Below are 15030 nucleotides of genomic sequence, written 5' to 3'. Positions count from 1 at the left end.
CCCCCCACGCCCCCCCCCCCCAGCCCCGCCCCCAGCCCCCCCGCCGCACCCCCGCCGGGCGCCAGCGCGCCGTCCGGGGGGGCCGCGTCCAACGTGGCCACCTCCGTGCCACAGTCGACCACGCCGAATGTTCAGCCGATCGCCGTCACCGCCGCACCGGGTCTAACGCGCAACATGCTGACGACGAGTGTCACCGTCTGCCAGCCCGGCACCAGCAACTGCGCGACGATCGACAATATTCAGGTCGACACCGGCTCGCACGGCTTACGGATTCTCGCGTCCGCGCTGCCGGCCGGCTTCACGCTGGCGGCGTGGGTTCGGGCAGCGGCGTCACCGGCGAATGCGCGGTATTCGGCGGCGGCTATGCGTGGGGCGCGGTGCGCAGCGCGGATGTGCGCATGGCAGGTCAGTTGGCCGCGGCCATTCCGATCCAGTTGATCTCCGACCCCGCCCTGCCCACCGTGCCCACCGACTGCGCGGGTTCGGGCCCGGCGATGCTGACCGTCTCGAGCCTGCGCGCCAACGGCATTCTTGGCGTCGGCCTGTTCGCGGCCGACTGCGGCAGCGGCTGCGTCAATGCCGCGCTGCCGCGCTGGTATTACAGTTGCGACGCCAGCGGCAACTGCCTCGCGAGCACACAAGCGCTCGCGCAGCAGGTGACCAATCCGGTCAGCAGCTTCGCGCTCGACAACAATGGCGTGGTCATCGACCTGCCGGCGATCGCCAATGGGGGCGCGGCCAACGTGTCAGGCTCGCTGATCTTCGGCATCGGCACCCAGGCGAACAACACGCTGGGCGGCGCAAGCGTGGTCAGGGCGAATTCGCAGACGGGGTATGTGGTCACCAGCAGCGCCAGCCAGACTTATTCGACGAGCTACGTGGACAGTGGCTCCAACGCGCTCTTCTTCAGTAATAGTCAGTTGCCACAATGCGGTTACTGGTACTGCCCCAGTTCGACGCAATCAGCGAGCGCCTCGATCGTGGGTACCGATGGCGCGTCGAACACGGTGTCGTTTTCGATCGGTAATTCGACCGCGCTGTTCGCGTCGTCGAATAATGCCTTCGACAACCTGGCCGGCATTGCCAGCAACAGCTTCGGCTGGGGCCTGCCGTTCTTTTTCGGACGGCGGGTCTACACCGCGATCACGTCGCGCACAACGTCGGCCGGGCCGGGTCCGTATTACGCATTCTGAGTGCTCACTGTCGGGGATCCGCCTTGGCGCAAGACAGCGGTGTCAGGCGGGTTCGCTTGAGTGCCCGAGCAGACTTCCTTATCAAGGTCAAATTCCGACGCTGAAACAGAGTAAATCCTACGGACCATTCAGATTCTCCGACGCGGAAAATTCCCAAATTCCCATCCAGGGCTAATTTGATACGCCCTGACTGCAATAATCGTCGTTTCCGGCTAGCGTCATCTCGATATCGTTAGTCCTGCATATCTAACAAAAGTCAAACGATGGAAGCCACCTTTTCGCTCGACCATTTCGAGCAACTCGTCTACACGCAGCAGCATACTCAAGCCTCGCTTCAGCTTATTGCTGCACTCGCGCTTCTTCAGCAAACGCGCGGCGAATTGAACGCGGCCTTCAAAGCCTCGGGCATGACCGACCTGTCTCCCGATGAGCAACGTCAGCGTTTCTGCACGCGTCTCACAAGCGCAGCGTCCACGTTGTTCGCCGACCCGAATTTCCGCCCGCCCACCGAGTACTTCAGATTGTTTCTCACGCTGCACGAATGGATCGGCGTGCTGTTCTCGGCCACCGCATCAGGCAATGCGGACCACGTCACCCGTTACCTGAATCCCCGCGGCCCGGAGGATGCACAGTTCCTGCCAGGGGACAGCTTCATCGAGAAGCTATGTGTGCTCTATTCGACCGAGTCCGAACTGGAACTCGACTTCGCCGCGCTTTGGGCGTACGACAAAACCATCGCCGCCTGTCTCGCCCTGGCATTGCTGGCGCCGGTGTTCAAAGGCTCGCCAAACGCGCATCTCAAGCGTGAGGCGCTCCTTGAGTGGCTGCCCGGCAAGCTGCAGCAAATCGACGACCTGGACGACCTGCCCTCGGCCGTGCTGCACAATGCCTATATGTTCTGCAGCTATGCCGACACACCGCGGCGGCATGCGATCAAGCAGGACATCAATGTGCTGGTACGGCGCAAGCTCGCGCAACTCGGCCTTATCGACCTGTCCGCGCCGACGCGCACGCGTGCCAAAGGCAAAGGGCGAAGTGGCAAGAAGCCCTTGATGGTGGTGGTGCTGGAATGGTTCAGCGGCGCCCATTCGATCTACCGCACGCATTCGCGCACACTTGAGGCCGCGCGCGAACATTTCGAGGTGGTGGGTTTCGGCTTCGGTTACGCGCTCGACGAAGTCGGGCGGAACGTCTTCGACCGCTTCATCGAACTGGAGCAGCCGGACTATATCGGCGAGTGCCTGAAAACGATTCGCGACTTCGCCGAGGCCGAGCAGCCGGATGTGTTGTACATGCCGAGCGTCGGCATGTTCGTGTTGACGGTGTTCATGTCCAATCTGCGCATCGCGCCGTTGCAAATCGCGGCGCTCGGCCATCCCGCCACTACGCATTCAGACAAGATCGACTACATCAGCGTCGAGGAGGATTATGTCGGCGACCCGGCCTGCTTCAGCGAACGCCTGATGAAGCTGCCGAAAGACGGCCAACCGTACCGCCCGTCCGTCGCGCTGCCTGACATCGTCGCGCAGATTCCGCCGCCGCGCGAGACGCTGCAGATCGTCATCACGGCCAGTGCGATGAAGCTCAATCCTGGTTTTCTCGATGCTTGCCGCGCTATCGGCGAGCGTGCCGCGACACCCATTGAGTTTCACTTCATGACCGGTGTGCCGTCGGGTCTGCCGTTCGACCGTCTGCGCGACGTCGTTACGCGTGCGTTACCGGGCGCCGTCGTGCACGACTTCCACGACTACGCCGCGTATCTGGCGCGCGTCAACCAGTCCGACCTGTTCCTCAGCCCTTTCCCGTTCGGCAATACCAACGGTATCGTCGATGCGTTAACGCTTGGCTTACCTGGCGTCTGCAAACGCGGACCGGAGGTATTCGAGCAGATCGACGGTGCGCTGTTCGAGCGCGTGGGCATGCCGTCGTGGATCACCACGGACAGCGTCGAGGCTTATATCGCCGCAGCCGTGCGCATGATCGACCAGCACGACGAGCGCACCGCGCTGCGGCAGCGACTGATTGATACGCAAGCCGTGCAGCGCTGCTTCGAAGGGCGGCCGCAGGCGTTCGGCGAACGCGTGCTGGAACTGATGCACGAAAACAAAAGCCGCCACGCGAACGGAACGGCTTGAGATTCGTCTTGCGCTAACCGGATCATGCTGTGTTCGTTGAGTACAGCATGAAGTAATTGGGGGGCGTTAGCCCGCGACAACAGGCGCAACAGAAATGGCTACTCGGTCGCTGCGCCGGCTTCATCGGCCGGTTTGATGAGCTTTGCCGGTGCCAACCAGCTAAATACGCTCAGCGCCGAGCCGTGGAACGTGCACTCGGCGGCAGCCGCCGTGCTGGTCTTCTTCGGCTTGGCCGATCTGAGCGTGGTTGCGTCGGCCCCCGACGCAGCAAGGCTCGCCGAAGCGGCCGTAGCACCTGAAGCCATGCCAGCCGTCACGCCGGAGGCAGCCGCAGCGTCCGAAGCTGAGGAAGCCACGGACACCGTGGACGCCACGCGCACGTCCGAAGCCGGGTGCGACGCATTGGCCAGTTTCGCGGCGGAAGCTGCCGTGGATGCCGCCGAGGCGGCCGCAACCTCCGACGCCGTCACCACATGCTCGATCGATCCTTCAACGACCACCCGCGAACCGTCGATACCGGCGCCCGTATGAGCGATCTTCAACGTATCCGGCGACGTTTCTGCCAGCTTGCTTCGCATCAACTGCTCGCATGCGTCCGAGTTCTTGTAGACGGCCGTGCAGGCCGCCAGCAGCGTGGCGGCGGTCGTGACGCAGGCGATAGAGAGAATCCGAATCTTCATTGATGTTCCGTTTTTCAAGCCGTCGGCAATTGTAGCTTACGGGCTGAGGGATCGGCACTGGGACGGCCACGTGGGCGGCGCAGGCAAAAGACGGCGCAGCGCCGCACGTGGACATTCTGAACCGCAGGGCGCGCGCATTGTGCAAGGCAAAGAAACGCACTGACCGCGACGCCTTGCATCGGCATCGTGTTGACCGGCCGCCATATCTCCGGCACGCTGCGGCCTCTTCAGCTGGACCCGCTTCCTGGGTACAGATCCGTTTTCCCACTTTGCATTGACCGGCTTTCCCGCATGTTCAGCCTTGCCCTGCTCGCCATCGCGGCTTACGCCGCCACCAATATCGACAACCTTTTCGTGCTGCTCGCCTTCCTTGCGGAAACGGGCGGCCACCGGCGTCGCGTGATCGCCGGGCAGTTTGCCGGTTCGCTGATCTTGATCGTGGGATCGATTCTGCTCGCCGCGTTGTTGACGCAACTCCCTACCGGCTATGTCGGTCTGCTCGGTATCTTGCCGATCGGCGTGGGTCTGAGTAAGGCGTGGACACGCTTTCGACCTGGCAACGCGGATCAGGAGAAAGAGACGCAGGCCACCGCGCGCACGCTTGCACCGGCCACGCCGGCTACGGCCGGCGCAGGCTCCTCATGGTGGACAGTCGCGTGCGTGGCGGTCGCCAACGGCTCGGACAATCTCGCTGTCTACGTCCCCTTGTACGCGAGTCATTCGCACAGCGAGGGCACGTTCATCTCTCTGGTGTTCGTCGTGATGATCGGGCTATGGTGCGCGGGCGCGGTGTGGCTGGTGGAGCATCCGTTGCTGGGCGCGCCGATCCGGCGCTGCGGTACGGCGCTGCTGCCGCTGATCCTGCTGGTCATTGGCGTCTCGGTGATCGTGCAGAACGATACGTTGCGGATCGTGTGCGGCATGTGAGCCAGACATGGAGCCGGCGGATCCGCTCGCCGGGTAATGGGGGACGTGTGGGTGGTCGCGCCGGAGCCTGAAAGCCTGAACTAAAACCCAATACGAAAACGAAAACGCTGCGGTCCGTGCCGGGATGCGCTGCTGCCAGCGCGCGATGCAGCACGACCGACTGTCGCCCGCGCAAACGCTCAGTTCGACGGCATTTGCGGCTGCACGTAGGTGCGCACGCCGGCGAGCGGCGAACCGTAACCACCCGCCTGGGTATTGTTCGGCAACCCATTGACCAGTTGCGCGCGCGGATCGGCCGGATTCAGATTCAACTCGCCCGCCTGCTGGTTACCGTGCGTCGGATATTCGCTGCCGCGCGCCGCGTTCGGCATCAAACGCGTACTGTTTTGCGGCGCGTTGATGTCGTCCTGCACGCTCAGGCCCTGTGCACCAGCCTGCGCGACAACACCGCAAGCGGCCGCGCACAGCAAGACTCCCACTACCCTCGACGTCCTCGAAGTTCGTTTCATACCTGCCTCCGGCAAAGTGAAATGAAAGGCGATCAGGTCCGCGGTTCCAGTACAAGCGCGTGAGCGCGCGCGGCAGACGCTGATCACATCATTTATACGCGCTACCTCGTCTTTCGGATTCGGCAAAATCTGCCCGCTCACCGCAAAAGGGCCGAACCGGCGCGCACCGTGCGCTGACCGAAGCCGCGGGGACGCAGCAAATGCCACAAGCGCATATCGTTATGCCGATTGGCGATTTCTTTCCAGGCAGATCGCGCCCGATAATGGGTGCCATGAACACCCACCCCACTCCCCAAGCCCGCGCGCTGCGTGCCACGCTCGCGGTACTGAGCGCGGCGCTGCTGCTAGCCGCCTGCGCTATGCCGACGGCGTCGACCTTCTCCGCGGCTGATTCTGCCTCGCTCGATGCCGCGATTTCCGGACCGCTGCGCAGCGACAAGGCCCGCGCACGCGACGTCTACCGCCATCCGAAGGAAACGCTGCAGTTCTTCGGCGTGACGCCGTCGCAAACCGTGCTGGAGATCGCGCCCGGTGGTGGCTGGTACACGGAAATACTCGCGCCCTATCTGCACGACCACGGCACGCTGTACGAGGCGCAATACGACAGCCCGGAGGCTGCGTCGGCGGCAGAGGAGCAGGCTGGCCGGGCGTCTTTCGCGCGCAAGCTGGCGGCCACGCCAGCGGTCTACGGCAATGTGATGGTCGGCACGCTGCGAGCGGGCCAGTTCAGCGGCTTTCCGGCCAATGGCAGCGTCGACCAGGTGCTGACCTTCCGCAATATCCACAACTGGATCAAGGACGGCCAGATCGACGCGAACCTGCACGCCTTCTACGCGGCACTTAAGCCGGGCGGCATCCTCGGTGTCGAGGAACATCGCGCGGCGCCGGGCACCTCCCTGCAACAGACCATCGACTCCGGCTATGTGACCGAAGCCTATGTCATCGAACACGCGCGCGCGGCAGGGTTCGAATTGGCGGGCCAAAGCGAGGTGAACAGCAACCCCCGCGACACGAAAAATTATCCGCATGGCGTGTGGTCGCTGCCGCCCACGTATGAAGGCCACGATGTCGATCGGGCGAAATACGCGGCGATCGGCGAATCGGATCGCATGACGTTGCGATTCGTGAAACCCAGGTGACGGGCATGACCAGCTCGGGTTTCAGCGCGCCCATGCCGGGATAAGCCCCCCAGCCGGCGCGCCCTTTGCCGCACCACGCTTGACGCTGCTCAAATAATATGTTCCTATGGCGCACTATGTACCGCGCCCAGACCATCCTATCGCTACTACTAGCCCGCTCTACCGGGCTAGGTCTGCTGCTGCGCGCTTCCATCTGATACACCCGAAGCACCGCTCAATTCCCCAGTAACTGACCCAGCCCCGGTTTTCGACCGGCGGCCATGCTTTGTCTTTTCGTCGTCCGGTCCACAGCCCAGCTTGTCGAACCTTAAGGATGATGAAAATGTTGAAGAACCCTGCGACCAAGTACAGCTCGTTCAAGCCCATCAATTTGACGGACCGCCAGTGGCCATCGCGCGTCATCACGCGCGCGCCGATCTGGATGAGCACCGACCTGCGCGACGGCAATCAGGCGCTGTTCGAGCCGATGAACGCGCAACGCAAGATGCGCATGTTCAAGACGCTGGTGCAGATCGGCTTCAAGGAAATCGAAGTCGCATTTCCGTCTGCCTCGCAGACCGACTTCAATTTCGTGCGTGAGCTGATCGAAGGCGGCCATATCCCCGACGACGTCACCATCGAAGTGTTGACGCAAGCGCGCGACGACCTGATCGAGCGCACCTTCGAATCCTTGCGTGGCGTGCCGCGCGCCATCGTCCATCTGTACAACGCCACGGCACCGGAATTCCGCCGCATCGTATTCGGCCTCGAAAAGAGCGGCGTCAAAGAACTCGCGCAAAACGCCGCACGTACGATGAAGCGTCTCGCCGACGCCGCGCCGGAAACGCACTTCACGTTGCAATACAGCCCGGAAGTGTTCAGCGGCACCGAACTCGAATTCGCCAAGGAAGTATGCGACGCCGTGTTCGACATCTGGCAACCGACGCCCGAGCACAAAGCGATCGTCAACCTGCCCGCTACCGTCGAAATGGCTACGCCGAACGTCTACGCGGACCAGATCGAATGGATGCACCGCAATCTCGCACGTCGCGATTCGTTGATCGTTTCGGTACATCCGCATAACGATCGGGGCACTGCCGTAGCGGCTGCGGAGCTGGCGGTGATGGCAGGAGCGGATCGCGTCGAAGGGTGTTTGTTCGGCAATGGCGAACGCACCGGCAATGTCGATCTCGTGACGCTTGCGTTGAATCTGTACACGCAGGGTGTCGATCCTGAACTCGACTTTTCGAATATCAATGAAGTCGCGCGCACCGCTGAGGAATGCACGCAGTTGCCGGTGCATCCTCGTCATCCGTATGTCGGCGATCTGGTCTTCACCGCTTTCTCCGGCTCGCATCAGGATGCGATCAAGAAGGGCTTTGCCGTGCAGAAACCGGATGCGCGCTGGGAAGTGCCTTATATGCCGATCGATCCGAGCGATCTCGGGCGCACTTATGATTCGGTGATTCGGGTGAATAGCCAGTCAGGCAAAGGCGGGATTGCTTATTTGCTCGAGCAAAGTTATGGCGTGGTGTTGCCGCGGCGTTTGCAGGTCGATTTTAGCTCTGCTGTGCAGCGTCATACCGATGATAGCGGGCAGGAAGTTACGCCTTCGCAGATCTGGGAATTGTTCCAGCAGGAGTATGTGCACAGTGCTGAACCCATTCACTATGTTGGACATAGTCTGTCCGAGAGCGAGGGTCGCGAGCATATCAAGCTGACCGTTGATATCAAGGGTTCGCGGCGCGTGCTGAGCGGTGAAGGTAATGGGCCGCTTGATGCGTTGATGCACGCGATCGGTGTGCCGGTGCGCATTCAGCACTATGAAGAGCGGGCTTTGGCTCAGGGCGCCGATGCGCGCGCTGTGGCCGTGGCTGAGATGGCTGGCGCTGATGTGACTGGGAGCGCGTTTGGGGTGGGTATCGATGCGAATCTGGTGACGGCTTCTATTCGGGCTGTTATTAGTGGGGTGAATCGGGCTTATGCTCGGGCTAGTGGTGATGCGCAGGCGCGGTTTTTTGAGGTTGCGATGAGTGATGACGCGGAGCGTGTGGAGGTTTGAGGTGTTTGGCCTTTCCTTGCTTTGTTAGTGGTCCATTAGCGTTGCCCCTGTGCGGGGCGGCACCTACTTTTCTTTGCATGCCGCAAAGAAAAGTAGGCAAAAGAAAGCGGCTCACACCGCCAGCTTATAAGCGGGGCCCTCGCACAGTCACGGTAGTGGTGCATCTGGAATCTGTGTTCTCGCACATTCCGCCTGAGTGACAAGGCAGTCATACTTCCGGCGGCGCGGCGCGCGCCGTCGCGGTTTTAATGTTCGCCTTCTCGGATGTTCGCGTTTACCTAAGCTCTACAAATCATCACGTGCTGACATCCGCCGCTGACGCGGCTGGCCGATTAGGGGCACCACTTGTTCGCCCCCTTGGGCACATCAATTGCTGGATATCGCTCGCCGGCAAAAAAACCGTCAAAGCACGCAGTGCCCACAACGAGCCGCCGTTTTGAACTTCAATCCAGCAATCCATCGGTGGGAGGTCCCATGCTTCGATACGCCGCAATCTTCTTCATCATCGCGATCATCGCCGCGGTATTCGGCTTCGGCGGTATCGCCGCAGGCGCAGCGGAAATCGCCAAGGTCCTGTTCTTCATCTTCGTGGTGATCTTCCTCGTCACCTTGTTGATGGGCGTCATTCGACGCTGACCACCACATCAACCCGGTAAGCGAGGGAACACCCGCACCGGCGCGGGGACCAGCGGCTCGTTGCAATACTTGCCATACAGTATTGCAAGAGTTGCTGCCCGCACCGGGGGTTTACTGCTAGCCCGCCCCTTTCACGCGGCGCGCGCAATCCTTGTCGGCACAGTCAACCTATGCGACCAGTTAGCAAGCGTGCGCGTCGCCACCGGCGGCTTGCTCAAAATCGCGCTGTCGTAATGCTTGCCGTCGAAGCGTACGAAATCGACAATGCGAAACCCCTGCCCTCTGTAAAACGTAATCAGGTGCGCAGCCGGTTGCGGCGTGTCGAGCGCGAGCTCCGCGTACCCGCGCGTCGCGGCCCAATGGTCGGCGAAAGCGATCAACAAGGTTCCGATGCCCCGCGCCTGCCACACGGGCTCCACGCCGAACTGGCGCAAGCTGGCAATATCGTCGCACCGGTACAGCTCGCAAGGCGACTCATGATCCGGTGCATACAGCGTCATCGTGCCGACAATGCGCCCCTCGCAAACCGCCACGTAGCAATCGCCGCGCGTCGCGCGTGAACGTGTCGTCTCCACCGTTTGATCCACACAGGTGCAATTCAGCCCCATCGCACCGAGTCGTGTGAATCCCCGATGCAGCAGCGCGGTCAACGCAACGTACGAATCGCGCGTCGGATCGAAGCGGCGCAGTTCGATACGGCCCACGCCGTGACACACATAGTCGATACGGACGGATTGTTGCGTCGTTGCACGTCGCTTCACGTTGAACACCTCGCGCTTTCTGGATGCACGAAGTGTAGATTTCGCGACTAAGCGTCTCAAGAAAAAATGTCGTAAAAACTCACAGGGGACATCGCGCCCGCGTGCGGTCATTTGCGTGCTGACATGCATGCCGGGTAGTGGGTCGGCATGCTATCCGCGCACTAGCTCGCCGGTACCACAAGCGGCTCGCATTCCCGCAAACCAAGATGCAATTCCTCGCAGAGGAACGTCTGCAATGTCTGCACGGCGGCCGCCTGCGCGCCTGAAACCGGGCGCATGAAGAGCCCGAAATCGGCAGTGGGCGCATCGGGCAATCCATCGGCCTGGCCGAGCACGCGCATCGACTCCGAACGGATATTGCCGTCGAGCAGGACCGATACACCGAGCCCCGCTTCCACCGCCGACTGCACCGCCGGCAAACTCGTGCTGGTGCACACAATGCGCCACGCAATCCCCGCGCGCCGCAGCGCCGTCAACACCTGCTGCTGCCACAGACACGCGCCGCCGAACGCAACCACCGGCAACGCCACGTCACCGTCGCGGCTAAATCCGCGCGCGCCGACCCAGAAGAGCGGCTGCGTCCAGGTCAGCAACGGCACCGAGTCGACCAAAGCGGGGTCCGCGACGACCACGTCGAGGCCGCCATCCGCAAGCCGGCTCGACAACGCCGGACTGGTATCGACGACGATCTCCAGCGCCACCTGCGGATAAGCAATCGAAAAGCGCCGCAGCGCGCGCGGCAGCCGACCGACCGCGATGTCTTCCAGCATGCCGAGCCGCACGGTGCCGGACACCTGCCCCGCACTCAACGCCCGTCGTGCATCGGCCCCCGCGCCAAGGATCGTATGCGCGAACGGCAGCAGCCGATGCCCCGCTTCGGTGAGTTGCACGCCGCGCGGCGAGCGGTCGAGCAAACGCTGTCCCAGTTCTTCTTCGAGCCGGCGCAATTGCATGCTCACCGCCGCCTGGGTGCGCGCGAGGCGCGCCGCCGCCACACCCACGGCGCCGGCCTCCGCAACGGTAACGAACGCGCGCAGGAGACTGCTGTCGATATCCCGGGTCATCACGTTTCCTGAAGTGGCCATAAGAAATATCAACTTATCTTAATACCGCGTGCACCGATAAGATAGCGTCCAACGAATCCGCAGAGCGACAACGAGGCCACAATGCAGGACACCACCATCAAGCCGGCACTGAATTCCGCGCCAACGCCAGTGAAACCCGCCAGCGCAGCGGCCGGCGCGGCGCTCCTGTGCGTGCTGTCGATGTCAAGCGTGCAGTTCGGCGCCGCGCTCTCCGCGCCGACGATGGCAACGTATGGCTCGCTCAGCACCACCTGGTTGCGTCTCTGCTGGGCGGCCGTGGTGCTTGCATTGGTGGTGCGCCCGCGCCTTTTCACCTACTCGCGCTCGCATTGGCTTGCTGCAGGGGCCCTGGGGGCGGCGATGGCCGGCATGACGCTGTGCTTTTTCGCGGCACTTCAGCGGATTCCATTGGGGCTCGCCGTCGCGATCGATTTTCTTGGACCACTCGCCGTCGCGACCTTCGCGGTACGCCGCGCGCGGGCACTACTGTGGCCGGCGTTGGCGATTGCCGGCGTGCTGCTGCTCTCGCGCGATCGCGCGGGCTGGGTCGGCGAACCGTTGGGCGTGCTGCTCGCATTAGGGGCCGCGCTCGGCTGGGGCAGCTACATCGTGCTGATGAAAAAAATCGGCAGCGTGTTCGCTGGACTCGAAGGATTGTCGGTGTCGCTGATCGCGGCGGCGCTGGTCGCCACACCATTCGGCTTTGCGCAAAGCGGCATACACATCGCCATGGGCCAGATCGCCGCAACCGCGGGCCTCGCCTTGCTGGTTCCGTTGTTACCCTACGCGCTGGAAATGGTGGCATTGCGGCATATGCCCGCTGCATCATTCGGCATCCTGATGAGTGTCGAACCCGCGATCGGCGCGTTGGCTGGCTTTGTGGTACTGCATCAACCGATGGGCATCTTGCAGATCGCAGGCATGCTGCTGGTGGTCGCAGCAAGTGTGGGCGCCGTGGTGGCGACGCGCTGAACGGTGCTGAACCGCTGCGTGTGCGGCGCTCAGGCGATATTTTCCGCTTCGTAAAGACGCCGTCCCGCTGCGTCCTTCGCGCCGAGGATCGGCTCGATGTCGATCGGCCACTCGATACCGATATCAGGATCGCACCACAGGATGCAGCGCTCGAGTTCGGGAAACCAGTATTCGGTGGTCTTCCACAGGCACTCGGCAATGTCGGACAGCACCACGAAACCGTGCGCGAAGCCCGGCGGCACCCACACCTGCCGATAATTGTCCGCGCTCAGATGAGCGCCGCTCCACTTGCCGAAGTTCGGCGAATTGAGCCGCACGTCGACGACGACGTCGAACACTTCCCCCACCACCACGCGCACGAGCCGGCCTTGCGGACGCTGAACCTGGTAGTGCAGCCCGCGCAACACACCACGCACGGCCCGCAAATGACGGTCTTGCACGAAATTGAAGCCGTGCGAAACGTCGTCGGTAAACTCATCCGCGCTGAAGCTCTCGAAGCAGAATCCGAATTCGTCGCAAAACACCTCGGGCTCGATGAGTTTCACCTCCGGCAATGCCGTCGCCATTACCTTGTTGCCCATCACCACTGTGCTCGTAAGAACCATGCCAGGAGAAAACACGACCGCCGATGCACGCCGCTAAGCACGTACCCGCAATGCGGTGCGCCGGCTGCACGGCGGCGGCCCAAGCTTTACGCCTCGGTCGCCACCCGGCTGCGCGCGCGATATTCGGTGGGCGACAGCGACATGCGCTTGCGGAATATCTTCGCGAGACGATCGCCGTTGCCGGTGCCGCTGCGGCGCGCGATCTTGTCGACCGGCAATTCGGTTTCGGTCAGGAAGTTGCAGGCAATGCGCAGCCGCACCTGCAGCAGATAGTCGGAAGGCGTGACCTGCATTTCGTGCTTGAAGCGCCGCAGAAAATTTCGCTCGCTCATCGCCGCAACCTGGGCGGCGTCGGCAACCGACACCGGGCGATCGCAATTCGCCTCCATCCAGCGCGCGGCAGCACGGATTTTCTCGGCGACGCTGAGTGTGCCGCCTTCAGCCGGCAGCGGTACCCAGGTCGCGGCCATGCCCGGCATCACCCGCTCGGCGACACTGCGCGCGAGCTCCGCGCCGAGATCGCGCTTGATGAACATCAGCGCGCTGCGCGCACAGTCGTTACGATCGTTGGTGGCGCTGCGCGCGGCATCGGTCGTGGCGCTGCCCAGATAGCGGTTCACCTGCAGGTCGTCATGCTCCGCGGGACCTGCTGCTTCCAGCACGAGCCGGCCCTCGCCGATCGTCTCGATCGCACGGGTGCGCGTTTGCACCGATCTCAGCCAACCCAGCAGCCGTTCGTCGAGCGCGGCTTCATGTGCGCCGTAGCCACCCGCAATGAACAACACGTCGAAACCGCTGCCATAGCGTGTGTCGATACGGTCCGTCCAGATCCGCGCCGACGAAGAACTCGCCACACTGCCGCCGTCCATCGACAGAAACTGAACTTCATAAGGCGGCTCTTCACCGGCCCGCGAGCCCGAGAGTTCGTTGGCGGTCTGGAACATCTCGACCACCGTGCCAGGCCCGAGCAGCCAGAAGCCGTCGAACAGCAACACGCCGATTCGCCGCGCTGCGCTACGCACGTTGAGCGTCGGCGTATGTAACCACGTAATCCTCGCAGTATCCAGATGCATGTGCGGCATGATCTTTCCTCAAACTGTCGTACGTTGTGGACCCCGCTGCCCCGTCGGCTGGCCGATATGGTCGAATTGAATTACGGCGGATGAAAACCGCCGACAACGCCTCTTAACGGATTATGCGTGATGTTAGCGGAATGCCTCGCTATAGTAAATTTGAAAACAAATCGGTATCGAGAAATTCAATGTATGAAGAAAACCATTATTGTGTGTTCCATATGACAGACTGCATATGAACCGGCATAGCGGCGCACCATACCGGACCGCAGGCTGGCCGAAAGCCGACAAACCTTATACAGACAAGCTTCCAGATCTATCAATTCGGTGCATGAACGGCTCGTGGATCACCGGATTCGCGGCAGCCATTCTCCGCGATAACATCAGAAAGTGTTTCAAACATGAACTCGAAACCTCGCAAATAATGAACATTCAATCAGGCTTTTATTCGCAAATCGGGAATTTATCGACAGTATCAATGTGGCGAACCGCACATTTACCGAAACATTCCCGATTAAGCATTTCGGCACGGAATCCTCAATCGACTAAAAATGTTTCTATACTGAAACATCAGCCCTCTTTTACATATGATTAAATATTCCTTTCATTTATCTTTCTCATCGAAAACATCAGACGATTGGACGCTGCCCTGGGAACCGTGCCAGGCGGTTTCCTTAAACAAAGTTTCATGCCTGGATCGTGCTCTTTAAGACTTGGTTAAGAGAGGCCGCGCCATAATTTGCGTACCGTAAGCGCTGGAAGGAGCAGAAACATGTCGCGTCCCATGAGCATCGAGAGAGTCAACGAGTACGGAGAGAACGCGGTTCGCATCGCCATCGAGGACCGTGCGGTCCTGCTGGAAGCGGCCGATCTGGATGCCGTGATCGAACACCTCAGCGCCCTGCGCGCCACGATGCGTCCGGAAGTACCTAAGGAGCCGCTGCGCACGCATCAGTATGTGATTGAAATCGATCCATGCTGGCACACTGAAAAGCATCCGCTGCATGACGGTGCGGTCCTGTTCCTGCGGCATTCCGGCTTGGGCTGGGCAGGCTTCGCGCTCCCCACCGAGAGCCTCGCCAGGCTGCATCACGCGTTGACACAGCAACTGGAAGCATCGCTCGAAGTGCACGGCATGCTCAACTGAATCAACTGAACCGCGAGCGCACGCGGCTTGTTGCGTGCTTGTTGCATTTTGCGCAGCACTGCGTTTCAGAGTGCGCATGCACCTCGCGGCGCTCTACACCTATACTTCCCCCGCCGCGTCATAGCGG

Annotated in this window: 13 protein-coding genes and 1 pseudogene; 8 read left to right on the top strand and 6 right to left on the bottom strand. The window is 61.7% G+C overall.

What is annotated here, in order from left to right:
• The first annotated feature begins 174 nt into the window (after positions 1 to 174).
• A pseudogene (locus GNZ12_RS08530) lies at positions 175 to 1193 on the top strand (DUF3443 domain-containing protein).
• 263 nt (positions 1194 to 1456) lie between these two features.
• Positions 1457 to 3328: a glycosyl transferase family 1 gene (locus tag GNZ12_RS08525; protein ID WP_172309924.1), complete on the top strand. Its 1872-nt coding sequence runs from the start codon at positions 1457 to 1459 to the stop codon at positions 3326 to 3328.
• 98 nt (positions 3329 to 3426) lie between these two features.
• Here GNZ12_RS08525 and GNZ12_RS08520 read toward each other — a convergent pair whose 3' ends face one another.
• Positions 3427 to 4008: a hypothetical protein gene (locus GNZ12_RS08520; RefSeq protein WP_172309923.1), complete on the bottom strand. Its 582-nt coding sequence runs from the start codon at positions 4006 to 4008 to the stop codon at positions 3427 to 3429.
• A gap of 291 nt (positions 4009 to 4299) precedes the next feature.
• Here GNZ12_RS08520 and GNZ12_RS08515 point away from each other — a divergent pair, with 291 nt between their 5' ends.
• Positions 4300 to 4935, top strand: coding sequence for a cadmium resistance transporter (locus tag GNZ12_RS08515; RefSeq protein WP_172309922.1), 636 nt, complete (start codon positions 4300 to 4302; stop codon positions 4933 to 4935).
• A 179-nt stretch (positions 4936 to 5114) separates the two neighbouring features.
• Here the strand turns inward: GNZ12_RS08515 and GNZ12_RS08510 are convergent, their stop codons facing one another.
• Positions 5115 to 5444 (bottom strand): hypothetical protein, encoded by a 330-nt coding sequence (locus tag GNZ12_RS08510; RefSeq protein ID WP_172309921.1) that lies wholly within the window; start codon positions 5442 to 5444, stop codon positions 5115 to 5117.
• Positions 5445 to 5707: 263 nt separating this feature from the next.
• On the opposite strand from GNZ12_RS08510, the gene GNZ12_RS08505 reads away from it, so the two are divergent.
• The 3 genes from GNZ12_RS08505 (at position 5708) to GNZ12_RS08495 (ending at position 9260) form a co-directional block, all read left to right on the top strand.
• Positions 5708 to 6583: a class I SAM-dependent methyltransferase gene (locus GNZ12_RS08505; RefSeq protein WP_172309920.1), complete on the top strand. Its 876-nt coding sequence runs from the start codon at positions 5708 to 5710 to the stop codon at positions 6581 to 6583.
• A gap of 322 nt (positions 6584 to 6905) precedes the next feature.
• Positions 6906 to 8624 carry a 2-isopropylmalate synthase gene (gene leuA / locus GNZ12_RS08500; protein ID WP_172309919.1) on the top strand — a complete coding sequence of 573 codons (1719 nt, stop codon included), beginning with the start codon at positions 6906 to 6908 and terminating at the stop codon, positions 8622 to 8624.
• 474 nt (positions 8625 to 9098) lie between these two features.
• On the top strand, positions 9099 to 9260 hold the full coding sequence (locus tag GNZ12_RS08495; RefSeq protein WP_172309918.1) for a DUF1328 family protein: 162 nt from the start codon (positions 9099 to 9101) through the stop codon (positions 9258 to 9260).
• A 131-nt stretch (positions 9261 to 9391) separates the two neighbouring features.
• Here the strand turns inward: GNZ12_RS08495 and GNZ12_RS08490 are convergent, their stop codons facing one another.
• Both GNZ12_RS08490 and GNZ12_RS08485 read right to left on the bottom strand, forming a co-directional pair.
• Positions 9392 to 10021, bottom strand: a complete 630-nt coding sequence (locus GNZ12_RS08490) for a GNAT family N-acetyltransferase (RefSeq protein WP_172309917.1) — start codon at positions 10019 to 10021, stop codon at positions 9392 to 9394.
• Between the two features lie 161 nt (positions 10022 to 10182).
• A complete protein-coding gene (locus GNZ12_RS08485) occupies positions 10183 to 11085 on the bottom strand; it encodes a LysR substrate-binding domain-containing protein (protein ID WP_172309916.1) in 903 nt (300 codons plus the stop codon).
• 102 nt (positions 11086 to 11187) lie between these two features.
• On the opposite strand from GNZ12_RS08485, the gene GNZ12_RS08480 reads away from it, so the two are divergent.
• The gene (locus GNZ12_RS08480) at positions 11188 to 12078 is read left to right on the top strand and encodes an EamA family transporter (protein ID WP_172309915.1); all 891 of its coding nucleotides are present in this window, start codon (positions 11188 to 11190) and stop codon (positions 12076 to 12078) included.
• Positions 12079 to 12107: 29 nt separating this feature from the next.
• On the opposite strand, the gene rfbC is transcribed toward GNZ12_RS08480, so the two are convergent.
• Positions 12108 to 12659 (bottom strand): dTDP-4-dehydrorhamnose 3,5-epimerase, encoded by a 552-nt coding sequence (gene rfbC / locus GNZ12_RS08475; RefSeq protein ID WP_074284762.1) that lies wholly within the window; start codon positions 12657 to 12659, stop codon positions 12108 to 12110.
• Between the two features lie 110 nt (positions 12660 to 12769).
• Positions 12770 to 13765, bottom strand: coding sequence for a GlxA family transcriptional regulator (locus GNZ12_RS08470; protein WP_172309914.1), 996 nt, complete (start codon positions 13763 to 13765; stop codon positions 12770 to 12772).
• A 763-nt stretch (positions 13766 to 14528) separates the two neighbouring features.
• Here GNZ12_RS08470 and GNZ12_RS08465 point away from each other — a divergent pair.
• Positions 14529 to 14903, top strand: a complete 375-nt coding sequence (locus GNZ12_RS08465) for a hypothetical protein (RefSeq protein ID WP_172309913.1) — start codon at positions 14529 to 14531, stop codon at positions 14901 to 14903.
• The last annotated feature ends 127 nt before the right edge of the window (positions 14904 to 15030 follow it).

Origin of the sequence: Paraburkholderia solitsugae (assembly GCF_013177695.1) — a bacterium.
GTDB classification, from domain to species: Bacteria; Pseudomonadota; Gammaproteobacteria; order Burkholderiales; family Burkholderiaceae; genus Paraburkholderia; species Paraburkholderia solitsugae.
The sequence above is the reverse complement of the archived record's forward strand: the minus strand, read 5'-3'. Positions and strand labels throughout refer to the sequence as shown.

Coding starts and splice junctions, on each gene's coding strand:
- GNZ12_RS08495 (WP_172309918.1), top strand. CDS start 9,099: ATGCTTCGATACGCCGCAATCTTCTTCATCATCGCGATCATCGCCGCG.
- GNZ12_RS08510 (WP_172309921.1), bottom strand. CDS start 5,444: ATGAAACGAACTTCGAGGACGTCGAGGGTAGTGGGAGTCTTGCTGTGC.
- GNZ12_RS08515 (WP_172309922.1), top strand. CDS start 4,300: ATGTTCAGCCTTGCCCTGCTCGCCATCGCGGCTTACGCCGCCACCAAT.
- GNZ12_RS08485 (WP_172309916.1), bottom strand. CDS start 11,085: ATGACCCGGGATATCGACAGCAGTCTCCTGCGCGCGTTCGTTACCGTT.
- GNZ12_RS08520 (WP_172309923.1), bottom strand. CDS start 4,008: ATGAAGATTCGGATTCTCTCTATCGCCTGCGTCACGACCGCCGCCACG.
- GNZ12_RS08470 (WP_172309914.1), bottom strand. CDS start 13,765: ATGCCGCACATGCATCTGGATACTGCGAGGATTACGTGGTTACATACG.
- GNZ12_RS08525 (WP_172309924.1), top strand. CDS start 1,457: ATGGAAGCCACCTTTTCGCTCGACCATTTCGAGCAACTCGTCTACACG.
- GNZ12_RS08505 (WP_172309920.1), top strand. CDS start 5,708: ATGGGTGCCATGAACACCCACCCCACTCCCCAAGCCCGCGCGCTGCGT.
- GNZ12_RS08480 (WP_172309915.1), top strand. CDS start 11,188: ATGCAGGACACCACCATCAAGCCGGCACTGAATTCCGCGCCAACGCCA.
- leuA (WP_172309919.1), top strand. CDS start 6,906: ATGTTGAAGAACCCTGCGACCAAGTACAGCTCGTTCAAGCCCATCAAT.
- GNZ12_RS08465 (WP_172309913.1), top strand. CDS start 14,529: ATGTCGCGTCCCATGAGCATCGAGAGAGTCAACGAGTACGGAGAGAAC.
- rfbC (WP_074284762.1), bottom strand. CDS start 12,659: ATGGGCAACAAGGTAATGGCGACGGCATTGCCGGAGGTGAAACTCATC.